Below are 22,506 nucleotides of genomic sequence, written 5' to 3'. Positions count from 1 at the left end.
GCCCGGCTCCCTAGAAGTCCTCGTCCAGGTCGACCGTGCCCTCCACGGCGACCTGGTACGCGGACGGGCGCCGCTCGAAGAAGTTCGTCAGCTCCTGGACGCCCTGGAGCTCCATGAAGGAGAACGGGTTCTCCGACCCGTACACCGGCGCGAAGCCCAGCCGCACCAGCCGCTGGTCGGCGACGCACTCCAGGTACTGCCGCATCGACTCGGTGTTCATGCCCGGCAGCCCGTCCCCGCACAGGTCCCGCGCGAACTGCAGCTCCGCCTCGACCGCCTCGCGCAGCATGTCGGTGACCTGCTGCCCCAGCTCCTCGTCGAACAGCTCCGGCTCCTCCTTGCGCACGGTGTCGACCACGTCGAAGGCGAAGGACATGTGCATCGTCTCGTCCCGGAACACCCAGTTGGTGCCGGTCGCCAGCCCGTGCAGCAGACCCCGGCCGCGGAACCAGTAGACGTAGGCGAACGCCCCGTAGAAGAACAGGCCCTCGATGCACGCGGCGAAGCAGATCAGGTTGAGCAGGAAGCGCCGGCGGTCGGCCCGCGTCTCCAGCCGGTCAAGCTTCTCCACCGAGTCCATCCACTTGAAGCAGAACTCGGCCTTCTCCCGGATGGACGGGATGTTCTCCACGGCCGCGAAGGCCGCCGCCCGGTCGTCCGGGTCGGGCAGATAGGTGTCGAGCAGCGTCAGGTAGAACTGGACGTGCACCGCCTCCTCGAAGAGCTGCCGCGACAGGTACAGCCGCGCCTCCGGGGAGTTGATGTGCTTGTAGAGCGTCAGCACCAGGTTGTTCGCCACGATCGAGTCGCCCGTCGCGAAGAACGCGACCAGCCGGCCGATCAGGTGCTGCTCCTCGGGGCTGAGCTTCGCCAGGTCGGCGACGTCCGAGTGGAGGTCGACCTCCTCCACGTGCCAGGTGTTCTTGATGGCGTCCCGGTAGCGCTCGTAGAAGTCCGGGTAACGCATGGGGCGGAGCGTCAGCTCGAAGCCCGGGTCGAGCAGGTTCTTCGTGGTGCTGGTCATTACTGGCAGGCCTCGCAGGACTCGGGGTTTTCCAGGGAGCAGGCGACGGCCTCGGGGTCGGCCGCCTGCGGGACGGGGACGGTGGTGCGGGCCGCCGCGCGGGCGATCCGGGTCGCCGGGCGCGAGCGCAGGTAGTACGTGGTCTTCAGGCCCTGCTTCCAGGCGTACGCGTACATCGAGGAGAGCTTGCCGATGGTGGGCGTCTCCAGGAACAGGTTGAGCGACTGCGCCTGGTCCAGGAACGGGGTGCGGGCGGCGGCCATGTCGATCAGACCGCGCTGCGGGATCTCCCACGCCGTGCGGTACAGCCGCCGCACGTCCTCGGGGATCCACGCGAAGTCCTGCACGGAGCCGTTGGCCTCGCGCAGCGCCTCACGGGTGCGGGCGTCCCACACGCCGAGCCGCTTCAGATCGTCCACCAGGTACGAGTTGACCTGGAGGAACTCCCCGGACAGCGTCTCGCGCTTGAACAGGTTGGACACCTGCGGCTCGATGCACTCGTACACGCCCGCGATCGACGCGATGGTGGCGGTGGGCGCGATCGCCAGGAGCAGCGAGTTGCGCATCCCGACGGAGGCGATCCGCGTCCGCAGCGCCACCCAGCGCTCCGGCCAGGTCAGGTCGGTGTCGTAGTGGTCGGGGTGCAGCACGCCCCGGGCGGTACGGGTCTTCTCCCAGGCCGGGAGCGGGCCGTCCCGCTCGGCCAGGTCGGCGGAGGTCTCGTACGCGGCGAGCATGATCCGCTCGGCGATCCTCGTGGACAGCGCCTTCGCCTCGGGGGAGTCGAAGGGCAGCCGCAGCTTGAAGAAGACGTCCTGCAGGCCCATGGCGCCGAGACCGACGGGACGCCACTTGGCGTTGGAGCGGCCCGCCTGCTCGGTCGGGTAGAAGTTGATGTCGACGACCCGGTCGAGGAACGTCACGGCGGTGCGCACCGTCTCGTCGAGGCGCTCCCAGTCGATGTCCCCCCGGTCCACGAAGGCGCCGAGGTTGACCGATCCCAGGTTGCAGACCGCCGTCTCCCCGTCGTCGGTGACCTCCAGGATCTCCGTGCAGAGGTTCGAGGAGTGGATGACGTGGCCCGGCTCGGCGGTCTGGTTCGCCGTGCGGTTGGCGGCGTCCTTGAAGGTCATCCAGCCGTTGCCGGTCTGCGCGAGGGTGCGCATCATGCGGCCGTACAGCTCGCGGGCCGGGAGGGTCTTCCTCGCCAGGCCCTTCGCCTCGGCGGCCCGGTACGCCGCGTCGAACTCCTCGCCCCACAGGTCGACCAGTTCGGGCACGTCCGCGGGGGAGAACAGCGACCAGGGCGCGTCGGCGTTCACCCGGCGCATGAACTCGTCCGGCACCCAGTGCGCGAGGTTCAGGTTGTGGGTGCGGCGGGCGTCCTCGCCGGTGTTGTCGCGCAGCTCCAGGAACTCCTCGATGTCCAAGTGCCAGGTCTCCAGGTAGACGGCTGCCGCGCCCTTGCGCCGGCCGCCCTGGTTCACGGCGGCGACCGAGGCGTCGAGCGTCTTCAGGAACGGGACGATGCCGTTGGAGTGCCCGTTGGTGCCGCGGATCAGCGAACCCCGGGCGCGGATACGGGAGTACGACAGGCCGATGCCGCCGGCGTGCTTGGAGAGGCGGGCGACCTGGTGGTAGCGGTCGTAGATCGAGTCCAGCTCGTCCTTGGGGGAGTCGAGGAGGTAGCAGGACGACATCTGCGGGTGCCGCGTGCCGGAGTTGAACAGGGTGGGGGAGGAGGGCAGGTAGTCCAGGCGGCTCATCAGCCCGTACAGCGCGGCGACCTCGTCCACGGAGCGGGCGCTGTCGTCCTCGGCGAGTCCGGCGGCGACCCGCAGCAGGAAGTGCTGGGGCGTCTCGACGACCTTGCGGGTGACCGGGTGCCGCAGCAGGTAGCGGCTGTGCAGGGTGCGCAGGCCGAAGTAGCCGAAGCGGTCGTCGGCCCCGGGGTCGATCAGCGCGTCCAGGCGGTCCGCGTGCAGGCGGACGAACGCGGCGGTCCGGTCGGCGATCAGACCCTCGCGGTGCCCGGTCGCGACGGACCCGGTGAACGAGGTGACGCCCTGCGAGGCGGCCTCGGCGCGGATGCCGATGGTCAGCAGCCGGGCGGCGAGCCGGGAGTAGGCCGGGTCCTCGGAGATCAGCCCGGCCGCCGCCTCGGTGGCCAGCTCCCGCAGCTCCGCCTCGTCGGCGGAGGCGGACCGGCCGCGCAGCGCGGCGGCGGCGACCCGGCCGGGGTCGGCGTCGGGCAGGTCGGCGGTCAGCTCGGTCAGGGTCCGCAGCAGCGCGGCACCGGGGCCGCCGCTCTCCTCGGGCACGTCGATCACTGAGGCCGGATCGGCTGGCGCGATGGTCACGTGGGGCTCTCCCTCGCTCGGCACGGGGCCTCGAAGAGCGCAGGGGGCAGTACACGAGCGCACGCGGCGTCGCGTCCACCGGCCCATTCCGCGAGGCCCGGACGTCCACGCACCCGGACCGGACGGCCGGGTGCGCTGTCGGCAGGTCCTCGGACTGACGCCCAGGCACACGCGTACGCGGGCATGGGTACACCGTTGCGGGACAGTTCCGGATTCACACCGGATTCCCCTGCGACGACAGCGAGCATGAGCATACATCTTGTGCCGGGTGTCGTCGGCAACCCCATATGTTGTGTCGCGGAGGTGTCAGAGCGTCAACTCGTAGGTGAGGAGAGTGAGGTCCGGACGCTCCGCAAGGGGGCCCCAGTCGCGCTCCGGGGTGCGGGTGAAACCGAGCCGTTCGTAGATGCGGTGGGCGGCGTGCATGGTGCGCTGGGTCGACAGCACGACCCGTACGCAGCCCCCGGTGGCCCGCGCCCGGTCCACGCAGGCCCGCACCAGGGCCTCCCCGGCGCCCCTGCCCCGGACCGCGCGGGCGACCGCGAGCATCCGGATCTCCGCCTCGCCCGGCCCCGCTATGTCGGCCATCGGGCCGGGGCCCGGCACGAAGGTCACCCCGCCCAGCACCGTCCCGTCCGCCACGGCGACCAGCACCTCGGCGGCGGCCGCCCGCTTCCCCACGTTCCGCAGCTCACCGAGGTACGTGTCGCTCTCCCCGAAGTCGAGCAGTCCGTCCAGCAGATAGGCCTGCGCGGTGATCTCACCGAGCTCCGCGTGCTCGCCGGGCTCCACCGGCCGGATGACGATGTCCATGAGGGGAGTGTGCCGGACGGGTACGACGACGGGCCGCCGGATTTCTCCGACGGCCCGTCGTCCCGGCTCACCGGGGGTCAGTGCGCGCTGCCCGCCGTGGCCGGCGGGAGCTCCACCTGGACACCGGGGTCGCCCGCGTCCGCCGTGTAGTCCTGCGGCCTGGTCTCGTCGATGCCCTCGGGCGCCTTGAGCGCCCTCATGACGAAGGTCAGGACGACCGTGACCAGGACGTTGAGCACGAACGCGGTGAGGCCGATGTAGCCGATCTCCCCGATGCCCGGGATCTCCTCCGACGACCCGCCGAAGTGCTTCTGCGTCGGCGAGGCCACCCCGTACGCGGCGACCGTGCCGTAGATCATGCCGACCGCCCAGCCGCCGATCAGCGCCCAGCGGTGGAACCAGCGGGTGAACAGGCCGCCCACCAGCGCCGGGAAGGTCTGCAGGATCCAGATGCCGCCGAGGAGCTGGAAGTTGATCGCGACCGTCTTGTCCATGGTCAGGACGAAGACCAGCGCGCCCACCTTCACCAGCAGGGACACGATCTTGGAGACCTGGGTCTCCTGCTTCGGCGTCGCGTCCGGCTTGATGAAGTCCTTGTAGATGTTGCGGGTGAAGAGGTTCGCCGCCGCGATCGACATGATCGCCGCCGGCACCAGCGCGCCGATGCCGATGGCCGCGAAGGCCACGCCCGCGAACCAGTCCGGGAACATGTTCTCGAACAGCTGCGGGATCGCCAGCTGGCCGTTGCCGACCTTGACCCCGGCCGCGATCGCCATGAAGCCGAGCAGCGCCAGCAGGCCCAGCATCAGGGAGTACAACGGCAGGATCGTGGTGTTGCGGCGGATCACCTCACGGCTGCGCGAGGAGAGCGTCGCCGTGATCGAGTGCGGGTACATGAACAGCGCGAGCGCCGAGCCGAGCGCCAGCGTGGCGTACGTCCACTGGCCCGCCTCGCCCGGCACCAGCGCACCGCGCGGCGCGCCCGTGGCCGGGTTGGTCTGGCTGTACGCCTCGCTCGCCTTGGCGAAGATCTCGTCGAAGCCGCCCAGCTTGATCGGGATGTAGATGATCGCCACCGCGATCACGATGTAGATCAGCGTGTCCTTGACGAACGCGATCAGCGCGGGGGCCCGCAGACCCGACGAGTACGTGTACGCCGCCAGCACACCGAAGGCGATCAGCAGCGGCAGGTCCTTGACGAACCAGTTGGTGTCCTCGCCGCCGCCGACGCCCATCACGTCCAGCACGGCCTGGATGCCGACCAGCTGGAGCGCGATGTACGGCATCGTGGCCAGGATGCCGGTGACCGCGACGGCCAGCGACAGTCCCTTCGAGCCGAACCGGCCGCGCACGAAGTCGGACGTCGTGACGTAGCCGTGCTTGTGCGACACCGACCACAGCCGGGGCAGGAAGGTGAAGATCAGCGGGTACACCAGGATCGTGTACGGCACCGCGAAGAAGCCGGCCGCGCCCGCCGCGTAGATCGCCGCCGGTACGGCCACGAACGTGTACGCGGTGTACAGGTCGCCGCCGAGCAGGAACCAGGTGACCCAGGTACCGAACGACCGGCCGCCCAGGCCCCACTCGTCGAGGCTGTGCTCGTTCTCGGCCTTGCGCCAGCGCGCGGCCATGAACCCCATGGCCGTGACCAGCAGGAAGAAGAAGATGAAGACGGCGAGTGCCACGCCGTTCACGCCGTCGTTCACTGCGACGCACCGCCCTTCGCGGCCGAGCGGGCGCGCTGGTCACGCTGCCAGAGCTTGTACGCGATCATCGTCAGGGCGGTGGAGACCAGCACCCACAGCATCTGGTACCAGTAGAAGAACGGGATGCCGATGAACGTCGGGTCGGTCTTCGCGTAGGACCCGACCCACAGCATGGCCACGAACGGTGCGACGAGACAGAGGGCGATGACGACGCGCACGGGCGTCACCACCGGCCCTCCTGCGGTTTCTGGGGCTTGTGACATCAGACGGTTCCCGTCCCCTCACTGATCACCGGCGTTGATGCGCGGAAATGTAGGTCAGGGCGTAGCACGGTCGTAACCCCTCGTCCGCATAGCGGTACCCAGGCGCCGCTCAACCGAGAGGAAACAGCAACGAAAACCCTGCCGACCGCCCGCTTCGCCGGGTTTTGCGGCCCCGCCGAAAGCACGGCCGCGGGGACGGTCCGGGCTCAGTCCTGGGGGCGCTTCAGGCGCGCGACGAACTTGTACCGGTCGCCCCGGTACACCGACCGCACCCACTCCACCGGCTGTCCGTCGCGGTCCCGTGAGTGCCGGGACAGCATCAGCATCGGCAGGCCGACGTCGGTGCCGAGCAGGCCGGCCTCGCGCGGGGTGGCCAGGGAGGTCTCGATGGTCTCCTCGGCCTCCGCGAGATGGACGTCGTACACCTCGGCGAGGGCGGTGTAGAGGGAGGTGTACTTCGTCAGGCTGCGGCGCAGCGCGGGGAAGCGCTTGGCGCTCAGGTGGGTGGTCTCGATGGCCATCGGCTCACCGTTGGCCATGCGCAGCCGCTCGATGCGCAGCACCCGCCCGCCGGCCGTGATGTCGAGCAGCCCGGCGAGCCGGTCGTCGGCGGTGATGTAGCCGAGGTCCAGCAGTTGCGAGGTGGGCTCCAGGCCCTGGGCACGCATGTCCTCGGTGTACGACGTGAGCTGGAGCGCCTGGGAGACCTTGGGCTTGGCGACGAAGGTCCCCTTGCCCTGGATGCGTTCCAGGCGCCCCTCGACGACCAGTTCCGAGAGCGCCTGGCGCACGGTGGTGCGCGAGGTGTCGAACTCCGCCGCCAGGGTGCGCTCGGGCGGGACCGGAGTGCCGGGAGGCGCCGTCTCGGTCATGTCGAGCAGGTGCTTCTTCAGCCGGTAGTACTTAGGCACACGCGCGGTACGGACCGTGGGCCCACCCTCGTTCTCCGTACTGCTGACGTCGGTGCTCATGCTCTGCCTTCCCGGCTCCGGGTGCCGAAACGACCGACATCCCCATCGGCCGCGGCTGACATCGTGGCACGGCTCGGGGCGGGGGTGTGCCCCGCCCGCTCCGTGATCCCCTTTGTATACCCCTGGGGCGGGGGCTGGTCCAGACCACGAGGGGCGGTCAGATCCCCTGCCACTCCGGCTTGTTGGCGTAGGTGTGCCGGAAGTAGTCGGCGAGCTTCAGCTTGGCGGCGGCGGCCTCGTCGACGACCACCGTGGCGTGCGGGTGCAACTGGAGCGCGGACGCGGGACACACCGCCGCCACCGGCCCCTCGACGGTCGCGGCGACCGCGTCCGCCTTGCCCTCGCCGGTGGCGAGCAGGACCAGGTGACGGGCCTCCAGGATGGTGCCGATGCCCTGGGTGATGACGTGGTGCGGGACCTGGTCGATGTCGCCGTCGAAGAAGCGGGCGTTGTCCACCCGGGTCTGCTCGGTCAGCGTCTTGATCCGGGTGCGGGAGGCGAGCGAGGAGCAGGGCTCGTTGAACCCGATGTGCCCGTCCGTGCCGATCCCGAGGAGCTGGAGGTCCACGCCGCCGGCCACGGCCAGCTCCCTGTCGTACGCCTCGCACGCGCCCTGCACGTCCTCGGCGGTGCCGTCGGGGCCCATGAAGGCGTCCATCCCGATCCCGAGCGGCTCCAGCACCTCGCGCCGCAGCACCGAGCGGTAGGACTCGGGGTGGTCGGCGGGCAGCCCCACGTACTCGTCGAGCTGGGCGATCCGTGCCCGGGAGGTGTCCACGGCGCCGGATTCCACCTGGGCCGCCAGCGCCTGGTAGACGGGCAGCGGCGTCGAACCGGTCGCCACGCCCAGCAGGGCGTCGGGCTTGCGTCGCAGGAGCTGTGCCATGGCCCCGGCGATGAGCTCGCCGCCCGCCTTGGCGTCCGCAACGATGACAACTTCCACGGTGGGCCTGCCGATCTTGAGGAGGAGCCGACTGGGACCGGATCCGCGAGCACGGATCCGTAGGGTGGTGCAATGTGGTTTAGACCAATCTCAATCTAACAGAGCGGGCACGCCGGCCGCGCGCCGAAATTGCCCTGTCCGACCGGCCCCGCGCGGGAACCCCACGGGTTAGGCTGCGTGACGGACGCCCGTGCGGCCCCGGTGGGATGAACGGCGTCCGACGTAATCGGTCCGACGCATTTACAGGGACAGTGGTCTAGTCCACAATGCGTAGCAGGACGCACCAAGCCTGCCTTCCCCGCACAGGAAGGCGGAACCGAGGAACCGGAGCTCTCTGCCCTGACTGCCCCGGCTCCTCGTCCCTCGGCCGACCGGGACCGCACACCCCACGGCCGATGTTGCTCCGGGCTGCGGTGCCGGGAGGGTTGAGGGTCCCTCTCAGGCGCCGCGGCCCGCGGGTGTTCTCGGAGGTGGTGCCGGCCCCCGGGTACGCTCGCTGACGTGCCCTCCATGAACGAACTCGTACGCCAGCACACCGCCCTCGACGACACCGATCTCGAGTGGCTCCACCTGCTGGTCTCGGAGTGGCAGCTGCTCTCCGACCTCTCCTTCGCCGACCTGGTCCTGTGGGTCCCCACCCATGACGGCACCCGCTACGTCTCCGTCGCCCAGATGCGGCCCAACACCGGCCCGACCTCCTACCAGGACGACATGGTCGGCCATCTCGTCCCGCGCGGACGCCGCCCCATGCTGGACGCGGCCCTGGACGAGGGCCGGATCGTGCGCGAGGGGGACCCGGAGTGGCGCGAGGAGGTCCCCGTACGGGTCGAGTCCATTCCCGTGCGGCGTGAGGGGCGCGTCCTCGGCGTGATCGCGCGCAACACCAACCTGCTCACCGTGCGCACCCCGAGCCGGCTGGAGCTCACCTACCTCCAGAGCGCCTCGGACCTCGCGCAGATGATCGCGGCCGGCGCCTTCCCGTTCGCGAACCAGCAGCTCGAGATGGACGCCTCGCCCCGGGTCGGCGACGGGCTGATCCGCCTCGACGCCGACGGCATCGTCCAGTACGCCTCCCCGAACGCCCTGTCCGCGTACCACCGCATGGGTCTCGCCGCGGACCTGGTGGGACATCACCTCGGCCGGACCACCGCCGAACTGGCCCCCTCCCGCGGGCCGGTGGACGAGGCGCTGGCCAAGGTCGCCAGCGGCTGGGCGCCGCGCGAGTTCGAGATCGAGGCGCACGACGGGGTGATCCAGTTCCGGGCGATCCCGCTCAAGCCGAAGGGGACGCGCATCGGTTCGCTGGTGCTGCTCCGTGACGTCACGGAACTCCGCCGCCGCGAACGCGAGTTGATCACCAAGGACGCGACCATCCGGGAGATCCACCACCGGGTGAAGAACAACCTCCAGACGGTGGCGGCGCTGCTGCGCCTGCAGGCACGGCGCATCGGGTCCGAGCGCGGCCGTGCGGCCCTGGAGGAGGCGGTGCGACGGGTGGGGTCCATCGCGATCGTGCACGAGACGCTGTCCCAGAACCTGGACGAGCGCGTGGAGTTCGACGAGATCGCCGACCGTGTCCTCGCGATGGTCGCCGAGATCTCCCCGGGCAAGGTCACCGGCCGGCGCACGGGCCGCTTCGGCATACTCGACGCCGAGGTCGCCACCCCGCTGTCGATGGTGCTGACCGAGGTGCTGCAGAACGCCCTGGAGCACGGCTTCCGCGAGGGCGAGACCGGCACCGTCGAGGTGTCGGCGGTCCGCGGCGGCACCACCAAGGAGACCCGCCTGCTGGTCACCGTGCAGGACGACGGCGTGGGTCTGCCCGAGGGCTTCGACCCGCACACCGCGGGCAATCTCGGTCTGCAGATCGTACGGACCCTGGTGGAGGGCGAGTTGGGCGGAACCTTCGACATGGTGCCGGCGCCGGAGCGGGGGACCAGGGTGATCCTGGACATCCCGGTGCAGTCGGACAAGTAGCGGGCGCGGACCCGCACGCGTGTGCAGGGACGTGTGCGGACACGCGTGGACGGCGAAGAGCCCCGGACCGCTGAAAGCGGTCCGGGGCTCTTGCTCAACTGCGCGCTGCGGCTCGGGGCGGGAGATGCGTACGCGCCGTACGCGCCGCCAAGCTCAGGCTGTCAGCAGGGGTGGGTTGTCAGGCGGATGCCTGACGGGCCCGGTTGCGGGCGGCACGGCGCTTCATCGCGCGACGCTCGTCCTCGCTGAGACCACCCCAGACGCCGCTGTCCTGACCGGACTCGAGTGCCCACTGCAGGCAGCTCTCGATCACCGGGCAGCGACGGCAGACGGCCTTGGCTTCCTCGATCTGCAGCAGCGCAGGACCGGTGTTGCCGATGGGGAAGAAGAGCTCGGGGTCTTCCTCGCGGCAAACGGCGTTGTGACGCCAGTCCATGGCTGCTACCTCTCCTGGGTATGTACTGCGATTGCTTGTGAATGTGAACGCTTTCACGAATCCCTCGACAAGGGAAGGGCCGACCGCCAGGTTCACTGGCGTCGTCCTTGGGTTTGAAGAGGGGTTCCGGTGATCTGTCGAGGCCGGTGTTGCGGGCCGTCCCGATCGCCAAGAAGAGACTCGCAAACCTCGGCGGCGGATACAACCCCTTCCGGAAAGTTTTTTTTGATTCTTCGGTGTCGACTAGGTCACAGCCGTACTTCCATGGGGTGGACCCTGGCCTAAACGTTCGACTGAAAGGACTTTGGCCCTTTCTGCTCACACAATCACACGCAGTGCACGGCGTACGCCTGTGAACGTCACGCTGGTTCGCAGCCCCAGGTGGTCACCGTCCATCTGGAGGGGCAGCGGCACCTTCGAATGCAAGGTGAAGTGCGTCAGATCGTGCCGGGAGACCGCATGCCTGCCGCGGGGTCCGCGCTCCGGGGACGAAGTGAGCAACTGGGTGCCATACCGGGCAACCGCGGCGGTGGAGAGCCGGTGCAGACCGAAGAGATCGAGCGCCGTATCGAACGAGGCCTTAGGCGACGCGTAGATCGGGCGATTGCCGAGAAACGTCCACGGCGAGGTGTTCGAGACTATGGAGAGCGCGAGATCGGTGACCGGTTCCTCGTCCGGGTGCTCGAACGTGATCACCCCGTTCCGCCGGTGCGGATCGCCGAGCAGTTGACGGACCACCTGGCGCATGTACAGCGCGTGGGTCGACTTCCTGCCGCGCTCCCGCTGCTGCTCCACCCGGCCGACCACGCCGGCGTCGAAGCCCAGCCCCGCGTTGAAGGTGAACCAGCGGGCCGGTACGGCCTCGTCGTCCGAGCCCGGCGTGCCCGAGGTCAGACCCAGGCCGACGGTGCGCTCACGGCCCTCGCGCAGCGCGTCCAGCAGGACGCCGGTGGCCTCCACGGGCTGGTTCGGCAGGCCCAGCGCGCGGGCGAAGACATTGGTGGAGCCGCCGGGGACCACGGCGAGACCGGGCAGGTGCTCCGGGTCGGGCCCCGCGTGCAGCAGACCGTTGACGACCTCGTTGACCGTGCCGTCCCCGCCGAGGGCCACCACCAGGTCGATGTCGTCGCTCTGCGCGGCCTGCCGGCCGAGGTCGCGCGCGTGCCCGCGGTACTCGGTGGTGACCGCCTCCAGCTTCATCTCGCTGGCGAGTGCGTGGATCAGCACATCGCGCGTGCGCGCACTGGTGGTGGTTGCCGCCGGGTTGACCACGAGAAGTGCACGCATGACGTGCAGGGTACCTACTCAGTGGTACCGGGCCCAGACCGAGTCGGGGCGGAGGGGGGAGACGGGGCGTGAACCTCGACACGGGGGCGTGCGCGGCGAGGACTACCCTTCAGGGGTGAGCAGTGAGCAGACCCCCACCACCGCCCCGGACGCCACCGGCCCCCGCCCGCGCCGTCTGACGTACGCCGCGGCGCTGGCCGCCCTGGAGGGGCTCGCGCTGGTGGCCGGCGGCGTGTGGATGGCGGTCCTCGCCCTCACCGGCGAACCGGACGACCGTCAGCAGGCGGTCACCGGCGGGGTGACGCTGATCGTGCTCGCGCTGCTCCCGCTGCTCGCCGCGCGGGGACTGTTCGCCCGGCGGAGCTGGAGCCGCGGCCCCGCCGTCATCACGCAGATCATCGCGCTGCCGGTGGCCTACAACCTGCTGCGCTCCGACAGCGTGGCCATCCCCGCCGGAATCGCGCTCGCCGTCGTGTCCGTCACCGCGCTCGTCCTGCTGGTCAACCCCGAGACGACCCGGGCCCTCGGCATCCGGGGACCCGGGAACGCCGAGAAGTAGCGTCCGTCCCCGGACCCTGCCGGGGTCGCGGGGGTCGGCGTGCACCCCCTGGGGAGGGGCCCAGCGGCGGTGTCGTCGGTCGCCGGCTCCCCACGCTCGACTGCCCCCACTCCCGGCTCCGTTCGAGCGGAGAGGACTCCCGTACGCGGGAGGGAGCCCCGAGGGCGTGGAGGTGTGCGCCTGTCCCGGCCGGGGACCCCGCGCGCGGGAGGGAACCCCATGGCCCCCGCCCGGCCCGGCTGCCAGGCGCCGTCACCCGGGGCGGCCCGATCCGGGAGACGGACCCCGGCGCCCCGGCGCCCGAGCCGGGTCACTCCTCCACGAGCAGCTTCTCCCGGAGCTGGGCCAGGGTGCGGGCCAGCAGCCGGGAGACGTGCATCTGCGAGATGCCGACCTCCTGCGCGATCTGCGACTGGGTCATGTTGCCGAAGAAGCGCAGCAGCAGGATCCGCTTCTCGCGCGGCGGCAGGTCCTCCAGCAGCGGCTTGAGCGACTCCCGGTACTCCACGCCCTCCAGCGCCTCGTCCTCGGCGCCGAGGGTGTCGGCGACCGCCGGGGACTCGTCGTCGGTGTCGGGGACGTCCAGGGACAGCGTGGAGTACGCGTTCGCGGACTCCAGGCCCTCCAGGACCTCCTCCTCGGAGATGGCCAGCTTCTCGGCCAGCTCGTGCACCGTGGGGGAGCGGCCGTGGAGCTGGGACAGCTCCGCCGTGGCCGTGGTGAGCGACAGCCGCAGCTCCTGCAGCCGGCGCGGCACCCGCACCGCCCAGCCCTTGTCGCGGAAGTGCCGCTTGATCTCGCCGACGACCGTCGGGGTCGCGTACGTCGAGAACTCCACGCCCCGGTCGGGGTCGAAGCGGTCGACCGACTTGATCAGCCCGATGGTGGCGACCTGGGTGAGGTCGTCCAGCGGCTCACCGCGGTTGCGGAAGCGGCGCGCGAGGTGCTCGACGAGCGGCAGATGCATGCGCACCAGGCGGTTGCGCAGCTCCGCGTACTCGGGAGTGCCGTCCTGCAGCGTGCGCAGCTCGAGGAACATGGCGCGCGCCCCGCTGCGGTCCTGCGGGTTGTGGTGCGCGTGCCCGCCCTGGGCGCCCGGAGCGCCGGGGGTGCTCCGCGTGCCCCGGGCGGCGGGCGCCCGCGGCGCCTCGTCCTCGGCGTGTCGCTCGTGCTCGCTCATCGTCCCGCCCGTCGCCCTTCCCCGAGCGCTCGCCTCGTCCCCCGCTGCCGGCCCGGCACTGGCGGGGGCGCCCCCCTGGCCCGGAGCGACCCCGGCCGGTCCGGCCGCGGGCGCGCCCCGCGCGGCCCCGCCGGACTGCCCGCCGCCCGGGGCGACGGCCTCCGTGGAGTCGTCCTCCGGATGCGGCCGGGCCTGCTCGGGGATGCCGTCGATGCCGTCCGGCACGCGCTCGGCCGGCAGCTCCCGTGTGCCGCGTTCTTCGTCCCGCACCGGCCCGTCCTCGCTCCTCACGCCGGCCCGGGTCCCGCGCCGCGCTGTTTGTAGAGGCTGATCGACACGGTCTTGTCCTCGTCCACGGCGGAGGAGACCTTGCCGGCGAGCGCGGACAGGACGGTCCAGGCGAAGGTGTCCCGCGAAGGGGCGTGACCGTCCGTGGTCGGCGCCGAGACGGTCACCTCGAGCGAGTCGTCGACGAGCCGGAAGACACAGCTGAGCACCGAACCCGGCACGGCCTGCTGGAGCAGGATCGCGCAGGCCTCGTCGACCGCGATGCGCAGGTCCTCGATCTCGTCGAGGGTGAAGTCCAAACGGGCCGCGAGACCGGCCGTGGCCGTACGCAGCACCGACAGGTAGGCCCCCGCGGCCGGCAGCCGGACTTCCACGAAGTCCTGGGTCGCGGGCTCGCCTGCGATCTGGGACACCCTCACCTCCAAGGTGGTACAAGCGTTTCAGGGCCTGATTCGCCCCCGGGTAACGCGCTACGTGGTTCAGCGGTGACGCTATCGCGCTCTCGACGGTCCTGTCCCCGGGACCCCGACCCGTCTGCTGTCACTCATAGTAAAACTATGAATACGCTCCGTGGCTAGGGGTCTGCGGCTCCCAAATGGGAAGAGCGCGCGCCGCATTGACGTACCCAGACGTCAGACGGTCGAACCGTCCGGCACCGGGGTCACTCCGGGTCACACCAGTACGTGGTCCACGAAGCACCAGCGCCAGTCCTCGCCGGGCTCATGGGTCCTCATCACGGGGTGGCCGGTTTCTTTGTGGTGCTCCGTGGCGTGCCGGTTCGGCGAGGAGTCGCAGCACCCGACGTGACCGCAGGTGAGGCAGAGGCGCAGCTGCACCGGATCGGTGCCGTCCCGCAGGCACTCCGGACACGTCTCACCGAGCGGGACGGGTTCCGGGTGCGGCAGCGCGTCGGCGTGCGTGCACTGTTTCATGATTGCCAGATTACGACGCCCGCGCGGGGAGCCGCGCGGAAAAACGAGGGTGGGCCCGACATGGATGTGATGCCGCTGCTGTTGCTGGTGGCGGGCAGTGCCGCGATTGCCGCGGCCGCCCGGCGCACTCCGGTGCCGCCACCGCTGCTGCTGGTCGCCGCCGGGCTGGCGGTCAGCTACCTCCCCGGCGTGCCCGAGTACACGCTCGACCCGCACGTCGTCCTGCCGCTCATCCTGCCCCCGCTGCTGCACACGGCGGCCACCGACAGCTCCTATCTCGACCTGCGGGCGCAACTGCGGCCGGTGGCGCTGCTGTCGGTGGGGTACGTGCTGTTCGCGACGTTCGCCGTCGGCTGGGTGCTGTACCTGATCGTGCCGGGTCTGCCGCTGACCGCGGCGCTGGTGTTCGGCGCCGTGGTGGCCCCGCCGGACGCGGTCGCGGCGACGGCGGTGGCACGCCGGGTGGGTCTGCCGTCCCGGATCACCACCATCCTCCAGGGCGAGTCCCTGCTGAACGACGCCACCGCGATCACCGCGTTCCGGGTCGCCGTCGCGGCCGCGGTGGGCGAGGGCGCCACCTGGGCCGGGGGAGTCGGCGAGTTCCTGCTCGCGGCGGTCGGCGGGCTGGCGGTCGGCCTGGTGCTGATGGCACCGCTGCACTGGCTGCGCACCCACGTGAAGGAGGCGCTGCTGCAGAACACGCTCTCCCTGCTGATCCCGTTCGTCGCCTACGCCGTCGCCGAGCAGGTGCACGCCTCCGGCGTCATCGCCGTGGTGGTCGTCGCCCTCTACCTGGGGCACCGCGCGTGGGAGGTCGACTTCGCCACCCGCCTCCAGGAGGACGCGGTGTGGAAGATGGTCGCGTTCGTCCTGGAGTCCGCGGTGTTCGCGCTGATCGGACTGCAGCTTCCCGTCGTCCTGAGAGGGCTCGGCGAGTACGAGGGCATCGACGCCGCCTGGTACGCGGTCGCCGTCTTCGCGGTGGTCGTCGTGATCCGGTTCCTCTGGGTGTACCCGGCGACCTGGCTGCCGCCGATGCTGTCGGCGAGGATCAGGGAGCGCGAGGGGAGGCCCGGCTGGAAGGCGCCGTTCGTCATCGCCTGGGCCGGGATGCGGGGCGTGGTCTCGCTGGCCATCGCCTTCTCGATCCCGGTCGCCACCGAGGGCGAGGACTTCCCGCAGCGCAACCTGCTGCTCTTCCTGACCTTCACCACCGTCATCGGGACCCTGGTCGTGCAGGGGCTGACGCTGCCCCCGCTGATCCGGGTGCTCAAGCTCCCCGGACGCGACGCGCAGGCCGAGACCCTGGCCGAGGCCAACGCCCAGGCGCAGGCCTCCCGGATCGCCGAGCAGCGCCTGGACGAGCTCCTCGCCGACGAGCGCAACGCCCTGCCCGCACCGCTCGCCGAACGCCTGCGCACCGTCCTGGAGCGTCGCCGCAACGCCGTCTGGGAACGGCTCGGGCAGGTCAACCCGGTCACCGGGGAGTCGGTGGACGACACCTACCGACGGCTGTCCCGGGAGATGATCAGCGCGGAGCGCGAGGTGTTCGTCCGCCTGCGCGACGGCCGCTACATCGACGACGAGATGCTGCGCACGCTGCTGCGCCGGCTGGACCTGGAGGAGGCGGCGGCGTTCCGGGAGACGACCTAGGGGGTGAGGGGGCGCCGCGCGAGTGCGGTCGAGTGCGGGGAGCGTCCGGCTGCACGGCGGGGGAGGGCGTCGACGAGATGGGGTCCCCCGCGCATGGGGCCCTCCCGCTCCGGCGCAGCCGAGCAGTGGGGAGGCCGGCGACCGGCGACAACGCCGCCGGGGGCACCGCCCACGTCCTTTCGGGCAGTGGGGGAGGGCGTGCCGTGCCCCGCGTCCCCGGCACGATCCGCCGGACAGGCCCTAAGGGAAGGGCCGGCCGGTGATCACCGCGGCGACCGTGCTCCCGCGCGGGAACGCGTTCTCCTCCACCAGGGCGACAAGGGCGTAAAGCAACTTGGCGACATAGAGACGTTCGACCAGGATGTCGTGGCGGTGCTCGAAGTCCTTCGCGAACACCTCGAGTTCCGGGGGGACGCGGGCGTAACCGCCGAAGTGGAAGCGGTCGTCGAGGCTCCAGTCCCCGCGCGGGCCGCCGAACGCCTCGTTCTGCAGGGCCCGTATGTCATCGGCCAGGAAGCCGCCCTTGAGCACGGGTATGCCCAGTGCGCGCGTCCCGCCGCCGAGCCCGGCGGCCAGTCCGGCCAGCGTGCCGCCGGTGCCGCAGGCCACCGCCGCCACGTCCGCCCGGCCGGCCAGTTCCTCCCCGAGTGCCCGGCAGCCGCGCACGGCCGCGGGATTGCTGCCGCCCTCGGGCACGACGTACGCGTCCTCGGCGTCCGCCGCGCGGAGCACGGCCGCCAGGGTCTCCGGCTCGGCCTTGCGGCGGTACGCCGACCGGTCGACGAAGTGCAGCCGCATCCCGTCGGCCGCGCACCGGGCCAGCGAGGGGTTGAGCGGGCGGCCGGCGAGTTCCTGCCCGCGCACCACGCCGACCGTGCGCAGGCCGAGCAGCCGGCCGGCGGCGGCCGTGGCGCGCAGATGGTTGGAGTACGCGCCGCCGAAGGTGAGCACGGTCCGCCCGGCCGCCTCTTCGAGGTTCGGCGCGAGCTTGCGCCACTTGTTGCCGACCAGCTCGGGGTGGATCAGATCGTCCCGCTTCAGCAGGAGCCGTACCCCGTGCCGCTCGAACCGCCCGTCCGCGGCCTCCCGCAGCGGGGAGGGCAGCCGCGGGCGCAGGCCCGCGAGGGCGTCGGGGGTGTCGGAGCCGGTCACCGGGCCATTGTCGCCCGTGGCTCCTCACGGTTTCGGCCGCGGTCCCGGAACATGCCGGTCAGGGAGGGACCGCCCCGCAGGCACCACAGGGCGATCACCGGGTCGCAGATCGCGCAGCCCAGGGACGACGTGTGGGCGAACGGGACGATGGGGTTGCCCTTGATGTGGTGGACGACGTCCCACGCGGTGTGCAGCAGCCAGCCGACGCCGATGAACGTCCAGGAGTCCAGGCCGCGGAAGGCCACATAGGTGACCAGCGCCGTGAAGGCGAACTCCCAGCCGCCCAGCCCGCCGCCGCTGAGGTAGGCGGCGCCCGCACCGGCGACCATGAGGGCGTTCAGGCGCCGCCGGTGCGGTTCACGGACGAGGGACATCAGCAGGGCGTAGAGGACACCGATGCCGACCGGGGCGACGTACTGCATGGCGAGGCCTTTTCCTGGGACCGTCGGGGACGGTTCACCACGCTAGGAGCGGGCCGCCACGGGCCCCAGGGGAGCGAGCGACAGATTCCAACGGGTTGTCGCCGACCGGGCCGTGCGCCGTCGCGCCCGCGCGTCACTTCAACCGGTCGCCGATCCGTTTCCGCATCGAGCCCATCGTGAACCCGCGCGGGTCCACCTTCCCCGGCTGCCACTCCAGGTGCCCGATCACCGACCGCTCGTTCCAGCCGTGATGACGGCACACGGCGGCCGCGGCCTTCTCGATGGCCTCCAGCTGGGCCGCCGGCCAGGGGTCCTCGCCGTCGCCGAGGTTCTCGCACTCGAAGCCGTAGAAGTGCCGGTTGCCGTCGGTGTTCGCCTCGTTGTCCGTCGGCAGTGCCCTCTCGGCGATCACCGCGCGGAGCACGTCGTCGTCGCCGAGCCCGGCGTGGTTGGCCCTGCCGTAGCCGACGAGGTGGACCCGGCCGTCCTTGGTGATGACGCCGTGGCACAGGGGGCCGGGCAGACCCTCGTAGCCCTTGCGGCAGATGTCGACCGTGCGGGCGCTGCCCTTGGTCACGGTGTGGTGGATCATCACGCCGTGGACCGGGCCCCACGGGCCCTTGTGGTTGCGGTTGTGGTCGCGCCAGTCGCCGACCTCGACGACCGTGAGTCCTTCCGCCTTCAGAGCGCGCAGGAACGCGCTCGCGGACATGGGTGGGGCCATGACCGCCCTCCTTCGTGCCGGGCGACGACCGCCCTTCGCGACCGCTCGCCACCAGGCCTATACCTAAAAGGAGTGAGTTCAACTACTCGTCCGTCTCCTGTACGAGCCGATCCGGACAATTTCCTTCCGGTACGGCGCCGTCGAACAGGCGCCCATGTCTGCCCAGTCCTCCCAAGATCCAATCCCGCTCGATCGGGTAATGGTGCGCGCACGCTGCGTGAGGAAGGCTTGATCGCGCAATGCCACGCCCGGCACGGCCGGGTGCGGGATCACCATCGGGGAGGGCAATTCTCTATGTCGGTAGGCGAAGAGGTCCGCACGGAGCAGGCCAGGCAGCAGCAGAGCCTCGGCACGGCGGCCGCGCGGAACCTGGCCACCACGACCAAGTCCGTGCCGCAGATGCAGGAGATCAGCTCGCGCTGGCTGCTGCGCATGCTGCCCTGGGTCGATGTGCAGGGTGGTACATACCGGGTCAACCGGCGGCTGACGTACGCCGTGGGTGATGGCCGGATGACGTTCGTGAAGACCGGCGACCGCGTCGAGATCATTCCCGCGGAACTGGGCGAGCTTCCGGTGCTGCGGGGGTACGAGGACGACGAGGTGCTGACCGAGCTGGCCGCCCGCTGCCGGCAGCGGGAGATCGAGGCCGGCCAGGTCGTCGCCTCCTTCGGCAGCCCGGCCGACGAGGTGTACCTGCTGGCGCACGGCAGGGTGGAGCGGGTCGGCACCGGCCCCTACGGCGAGGACGAGTCCCTCGGGGTCCTCGCCGACGGCGCCTACTTCGGCGAACAGGCGCTGCTGGGCGGGGACGCCATCTGGGAGTACACCGCCCGCACCCTCACCGCCTGCACCGTGCTCGTGCTGCCGCGCGAGGCCGTCGAACAGGTCGCCGAGCGGTCGGACACCCTGCGCGACCACCTCCGCCGGCGGCTCACGGTCCCGGGACAGCGCACCAACAAATACGGAGAGAAGGAGATCGACCTCGCGGCCGGTCACAGCGGAGAGCCGGACATCCCGCACACCTTCGTCGACTACGAGGCCAGGCCACGCGAGTACGAACTCAGCGTCGCCCAGACCGTGCTGCGCATCCACACCCGCGTGGCCGACCTCTACAACCAGCCCATGAACCAGACGGAACAGCAGCTCCGGCTGACCGTCGAGGCGCTGAAGGAGCGCCAGGAGCACGAACTCGTCAACAACCGCGACTTCGGCCTGCTCCACAACTGCGAGTACGACCAGCGGATCCAGCCCCACAACGGCGTGCCGAGCCCCGACGACATGGACGAGCTGCTCAGCAGGCGACGCGGGACCAGGCTGCTCCTCGCCCACCCGCGTGCGATCGCCGCGTTCGGCCGCGAGCTCAACAAGCGGGGACTCGTCCCCGAGACCATCGACATGGGCGGCAACCGCATCCCCACCTGGCGGGGGGTGCCGATCTTCCCGTGCAACAAGATCCCGGTGACCGAGGCCCGGACGACCTCCGTCATCGCCCTGCGCACCGGCGAGGAGGAGCAGGGCGTCATCGGACTGCGGGCCGCCGGAATCCCCGACGAGATCGAGCCGAGTCTGTCCGTGCGGTTCATGGGCATCAACGAACAGGCCATCATCAAGTACCTGGTCACGGCCTACTACTCGGCCGCGGTCCTGGTACCGGACGCGCTCGGCGTCCTGGAGAACGTCGAGATCGGCCGTTGGCGGTGACCTGCCGCCGGCTCCCGCCCCGCACGCCGTGTCCCCGCCCGTCCGGGCGGGTACACCTCGGGGGTACGCGCTCGACGGGTGCGGAAGCACCGCACCTCCGCTCCTTCACCGAGCCGGTCCCAGGGGGAAGTCGATGACGGAGTCCATCACGGAGCCGAAGACGGGGCTTACGGCGGAGAACACGGCCGAGACGCCGGCGGTGCCGGAGCAGCGGCCCGGTGACGGGCACGAGGCGGCGATGCTGCTGGAGCGGGCGCGGGCCGCGGTCGACCCGGTGCTGCGGGCCGCCCTCGGCTCGCTGCCCGGCCCGATGCGCCGCGTCGCGCTCTACCACTTCGGCTGGGAACAGGCGGACGGCACCCCGGCCGGGGGCGGTTCGGGCAAGGCGATCCGCCCCGCCCTGGTGCTCACCGCGGCCTCCGCCCTGGGCGGGCCCGTGGCCCGGGCGGCCGCCGTGCGGGCGGCCGCCGCCGTGGAACTGGTCCACAACTTCACGTTGCTGCACGACGACGTGATGGACCGGGACACCACCCGCCGCCACCGGCCCACCGCCTGGACGGTCTTCGGGGACGCCGACGCGATCCTCGCCGGGGACGCCCTCCAGGCGCTCGCCCTGCGGCTGCTCGCCGAGGACTCCCATCCGGCGGCCTCGGCGGCGGCGGTCCGGCTCGCGGACTGCGTGGTCGAGCTGTGCGTGGGGCAGCACGTCGACACGGCCATGGAGCAGCGGGACCCCGGCGAGGTCACCCTCGCCGAGACGCTCGCCATGGCCGAGTCCAAGACCGGCGCCCTGCTCGGCTGCGCCTGCGCGATCGGGGCGCTGTACGCGGACGCCCAGGACGCGGACGTGGCGGCCCTGGACGGGTTCGGCCGGGAGGCGGGACTGGCCTTCCAGCTCATCGACGACGTGATCGGCATATGGGGCGATCCGCGCCGCACCGGCAAGCCGGCCGGCGCGGATCTGGCCGCCCGCAAGAAGTCGTTGCCGGTGGTCGCCGCGCTCACCTCCGGCACTCCGGAGGCCGCGGAGCTCGCCGCCGTGTACGCGACCCCGTACCACGAGGAGGACGACCTGGAGGAGATCGCGCTGGCCGTGGAGCGGGCGGGTGGCCGGGACTGGGCGCAGACCCAGGCGGCCGACCGGATGGCCCGGGCGATGCAGGAAGTGGCCCGCGCGGTGCCCGACCCGGAGGCGGCGGGCGGGCTGCTGGCCCTGGCCGAGTTCGTGACACGGCGCACCACCTGACGGCCCTTCGGCCGTCTCCCCGGCCCCGGACCCACGGTGCCGTGCGGCTCCTGACCCCGCACGGCACCGTGGCTCCGGCCCGGCGGGTCCCGCACTTCCCCACGATGTGCGGGGCCCGTCCTCCCCACGCCCGTCCCGCACTAGGCTCGACGTCCGTACGTTCGGCGACGGTTGAGGCGAAGGGGCGGACATGGGCGTGGCGATCCGGACGGCTGGGGACGGAGACCGGGAGCTGATCGTCCGGCTCCTGGACGAGGCGTTCCAGGACGACCCGGTCAGTGGCTGGGTCTTCCCCGGTGACGAGTACCGCCGTACGACGCACCACAGGCTCATGGCGGCCTTCACCGACGCCGTGCTCGCCGAGGGGCGTGTCGACCTCACCGAGGACGGCTCGGCGTGCGCGCTGTGGATGTCCGTACCGGCGGACGACCCCGGGCACGGCGGGGATCAGCCGGACGACGACGATTTCGCGCGGATGCGCCGGGCCGTCGACCCGGACAACGAGCGGGTGGAACTGATCGGCCGGCTCACCGCGGGCGTCCACCCCTCGGGGCGGGCCCACGAGTACCTGTGGATGATCGGCGTGGCACCCGGCCGCCAGGGCGAGGGACTCGGCACCGCGCTGATCGGCTCCGTCCTCGACCGCTGCGACCGGGAAGGGCTGGCGGCGTACCTGGAGGCGAGCAGCGAGCGCAGTGCCCTGCTGTACCGGCGCCTCGGCTTCGAGACCACGGGAGAGCCCCTGGCCCTCCCGGACGGCCCGTACATGTGGCCCATGTGGCGCGAACCCCGCACCACCGGCTGACGGACCGGCCGGGCCGGGGCCGGGGAGCCGGCCGCCGGCGGGCCCGGGCCCCCGGAAGGGACGT

General features: G+C 71.3%; 21 protein-coding genes and 1 riboswitch. Of the genes, 6 read left to right on the top strand and 15 right to left on the bottom strand.

What is annotated here, in order from left to right; genetic code table 11:
- Nucleotides 1-10: 10 nt before the first annotated feature.
- The 7 genes from ACF1DX_RS05205 to nagB form a co-directional block, all read right to left on the bottom strand.
- Entirely contained in the window at nucleotides 11-1,024 is a 1,014-nt protein-coding gene (locus ACF1DX_RS05205; RefSeq protein WP_391789882.1) for a ribonucleotide-diphosphate reductase subunit beta, read from the bottom strand.
- Complete coding sequence (locus ACF1DX_RS05200) at nucleotides 1,024-3,384, bottom strand: ribonucleoside-diphosphate reductase subunit alpha (RefSeq protein ID WP_391789881.1); 2,361 nt, start codon at nucleotides 3,382-3,384, stop codon at nucleotides 1,024-1,026. The genes ACF1DX_RS05205 and ACF1DX_RS05200 overlap by 1 nt, the downstream gene beginning before the upstream one ends.
- A 122-nt stretch (nucleotides 3,385-3,506) precedes the next feature.
- Nucleotides 3,507-3,668: riboswitch (cobalamin riboswitch) on the bottom strand.
- Nucleotides 3,669-3,690: 22 nt separating this feature from the next.
- Nucleotides 3,691-4,197, bottom strand: coding sequence for a GNAT family N-acetyltransferase (locus ACF1DX_RS05195; protein ID WP_391789880.1), 507 nt, complete (start codon nucleotides 4,195-4,197; stop codon nucleotides 3,691-3,693).
- Nucleotides 4,198-4,274: 77 nt separating this feature from the next.
- The gene (gene mctP / locus ACF1DX_RS05190; RefSeq protein WP_391789879.1) at nucleotides 4,275-5,903 is read right to left on the bottom strand and encodes a monocarboxylate uptake permease MctP; all 1,629 of its coding nucleotides are present in this window, start codon (nucleotides 5,901-5,903) and stop codon (nucleotides 4,275-4,277) included.
- The gene (locus ACF1DX_RS05185; RefSeq protein WP_391789878.1) at nucleotides 5,900-6,166 is read right to left on the bottom strand and encodes a DUF3311 domain-containing protein; all 267 of its coding nucleotides are present in this window, start codon (nucleotides 6,164-6,166) and stop codon (nucleotides 5,900-5,902) included. The genes mctP and ACF1DX_RS05185 overlap by 4 nt, the downstream gene beginning before the upstream one ends.
- Before the next feature lie 206 nt (nucleotides 6,167-6,372).
- Entirely contained in the window at nucleotides 6,373-7,137 is a 765-nt protein-coding gene (locus ACF1DX_RS05180) for a GntR family transcriptional regulator (protein ID WP_030860249.1), read from the bottom strand.
- A gap of 157 nt (nucleotides 7,138-7,294) precedes the next feature.
- Complete coding sequence (nagB, locus tag ACF1DX_RS05175; protein WP_391789877.1) at nucleotides 7,295-8,080, bottom strand: glucosamine-6-phosphate deaminase; 786 nt, start codon at nucleotides 8,078-8,080, stop codon at nucleotides 7,295-7,297.
- Nucleotides 8,081-8,590: 510 nt separating this feature from the next.
- Here nagB and ACF1DX_RS05170 point away from each other — a divergent pair.
- Entirely contained in the window at nucleotides 8,591-10,057 is a 1,467-nt protein-coding gene (locus ACF1DX_RS05170) for a sensor histidine kinase (protein WP_391790452.1), read from the top strand.
- A gap of 178 nt (nucleotides 10,058-10,235) precedes the next feature.
- Here ACF1DX_RS05170 and ACF1DX_RS05165 read toward each other — a convergent pair whose 3' ends face one another.
- Complete coding sequence (locus ACF1DX_RS05165) at nucleotides 10,236-10,493, bottom strand: WhiB family transcriptional regulator (RefSeq protein WP_030219886.1); 258 nt, start codon at nucleotides 10,491-10,493, stop codon at nucleotides 10,236-10,238.
- Nucleotides 10,494-10,811: 318 nt separating this feature from the next.
- Nucleotides 10,812-11,780 (bottom strand): diacylglycerol/lipid kinase family protein, encoded by a 969-nt coding sequence (locus ACF1DX_RS05160; RefSeq protein ID WP_391789876.1) that lies wholly within the window; start codon nucleotides 11,778-11,780, stop codon nucleotides 10,812-10,814.
- A gap of 115 nt (nucleotides 11,781-11,895) precedes the next feature.
- Here ACF1DX_RS05160 and ACF1DX_RS05155 point away from each other — a divergent pair, with 115 nt between their 5' ends.
- Complete coding sequence (locus tag ACF1DX_RS05155; RefSeq protein ID WP_391789875.1) at nucleotides 11,896-12,339, top strand: hypothetical protein; 444 nt, start codon at nucleotides 11,896-11,898, stop codon at nucleotides 12,337-12,339.
- Nucleotides 12,340-12,649: 310 nt separating this feature from the next.
- On the opposite strand, the gene ACF1DX_RS05150 is transcribed toward ACF1DX_RS05155, so the two are convergent.
- From ACF1DX_RS05150 to ACF1DX_RS05140, 3 genes are all read right to left on the bottom strand, one after another.
- The gene (locus tag ACF1DX_RS05150) at nucleotides 12,650-13,789 is read right to left on the bottom strand and encodes an RNA polymerase sigma factor SigF (protein WP_391789874.1); all 1,140 of its coding nucleotides are present in this window, start codon (nucleotides 13,787-13,789) and stop codon (nucleotides 12,650-12,652) included.
- A gap of 17 nt (nucleotides 13,790-13,806) precedes the next feature.
- Nucleotides 13,807-14,220, bottom strand: coding sequence for an anti-sigma regulatory factor (locus tag ACF1DX_RS05145; protein WP_004925829.1), 414 nt, complete (start codon nucleotides 14,218-14,220; stop codon nucleotides 13,807-13,809).
- Between the two features lie 258 nt (nucleotides 14,221-14,478).
- Nucleotides 14,479-14,739 carry a UBP-type zinc finger domain-containing protein gene (locus ACF1DX_RS05140; protein ID WP_030860259.1) on the bottom strand — a complete coding sequence of 87 codons (261 nt, stop codon included), beginning with the start codon at nucleotides 14,737-14,739 and terminating at the stop codon, nucleotides 14,479-14,481.
- Nucleotides 14,740-14,799: 60 nt separating this feature from the next.
- On the opposite strand from ACF1DX_RS05140, the gene ACF1DX_RS05135 reads away from it, so the two are divergent.
- Nucleotides 14,800-16,392, top strand: coding sequence for a Na+/H+ antiporter (locus ACF1DX_RS05135; RefSeq protein ID WP_391789873.1), 1,593 nt, complete (start codon nucleotides 14,800-14,802; stop codon nucleotides 16,390-16,392).
- Nucleotides 16,393-16,632: 240 nt separating this feature from the next.
- Here the strand turns inward: ACF1DX_RS05135 and ACF1DX_RS05130 are convergent, their stop codons facing one another.
- From ACF1DX_RS05130 to ACF1DX_RS05120, 3 genes are all read right to left on the bottom strand, one after another.
- Nucleotides 16,633-17,544, bottom strand: a complete 912-nt coding sequence (locus tag ACF1DX_RS05130; protein WP_391789872.1) for a 1-aminocyclopropane-1-carboxylate deaminase/D-cysteine desulfhydrase — start codon at nucleotides 17,542-17,544, stop codon at nucleotides 16,633-16,635.
- Nucleotides 17,541-17,966 (bottom strand): DUF6010 family protein, encoded by a 426-nt coding sequence (locus ACF1DX_RS05125; RefSeq protein WP_391789871.1) that lies wholly within the window; start codon nucleotides 17,964-17,966, stop codon nucleotides 17,541-17,543. The genes ACF1DX_RS05130 and ACF1DX_RS05125 overlap by 4 nt, the downstream gene beginning before the upstream one ends.
- Nucleotides 17,967-18,099: 133 nt before the next feature.
- On the bottom strand, nucleotides 18,100-18,678 hold the full coding sequence (locus ACF1DX_RS05120; RefSeq protein WP_391790451.1) for an N-acetylmuramoyl-L-alanine amidase: 579 nt from the start codon (nucleotides 18,676-18,678) through the stop codon (nucleotides 18,100-18,102).
- A 306-nt stretch (nucleotides 18,679-18,984) separates the two neighbouring features.
- Here ACF1DX_RS05120 and ACF1DX_RS05115 point away from each other — a divergent pair, with 306 nt between their 5' ends.
- The 3 genes from ACF1DX_RS05115 (at nucleotide 18,985) to ACF1DX_RS05105 (ending at nucleotide 22,442) form a co-directional block, all read left to right on the top strand.
- Complete coding sequence (locus ACF1DX_RS05115; protein WP_391789870.1) at nucleotides 18,985-20,391, top strand: family 2B encapsulin nanocompartment shell protein; 1,407 nt, start codon at nucleotides 18,985-18,987, stop codon at nucleotides 20,389-20,391.
- A gap of 238 nt (nucleotides 20,392-20,629) precedes the next feature.
- Entirely contained in the window at nucleotides 20,630-21,637 is a 1,008-nt protein-coding gene (locus tag ACF1DX_RS05110; RefSeq protein WP_391790450.1) for a family 2 encapsulin nanocompartment cargo protein polyprenyl transferase, read from the top strand.
- A gap of 190 nt (nucleotides 21,638-21,827) precedes the next feature.
- A complete protein-coding gene (locus tag ACF1DX_RS05105; RefSeq protein ID WP_391789869.1) occupies nucleotides 21,828-22,442 on the top strand; it encodes a GNAT family N-acetyltransferase in 615 nt (204 codons plus the stop codon).
- The last annotated feature ends 64 nt before the right edge of the window (nucleotides 22,443-22,506 follow it).

The sequence above is a fragment of the Streptomyces sp. NPDC014676 genome (assembly GCF_043084105.1).
GTDB lineage: Bacteria > Actinomycetota > Actinomycetes > Streptomycetales > Streptomycetaceae > Streptomyces.
The sequence above is the reverse complement of the archived record's forward strand: the minus strand, read 5'-3'. Positions and strand labels throughout refer to the sequence as shown.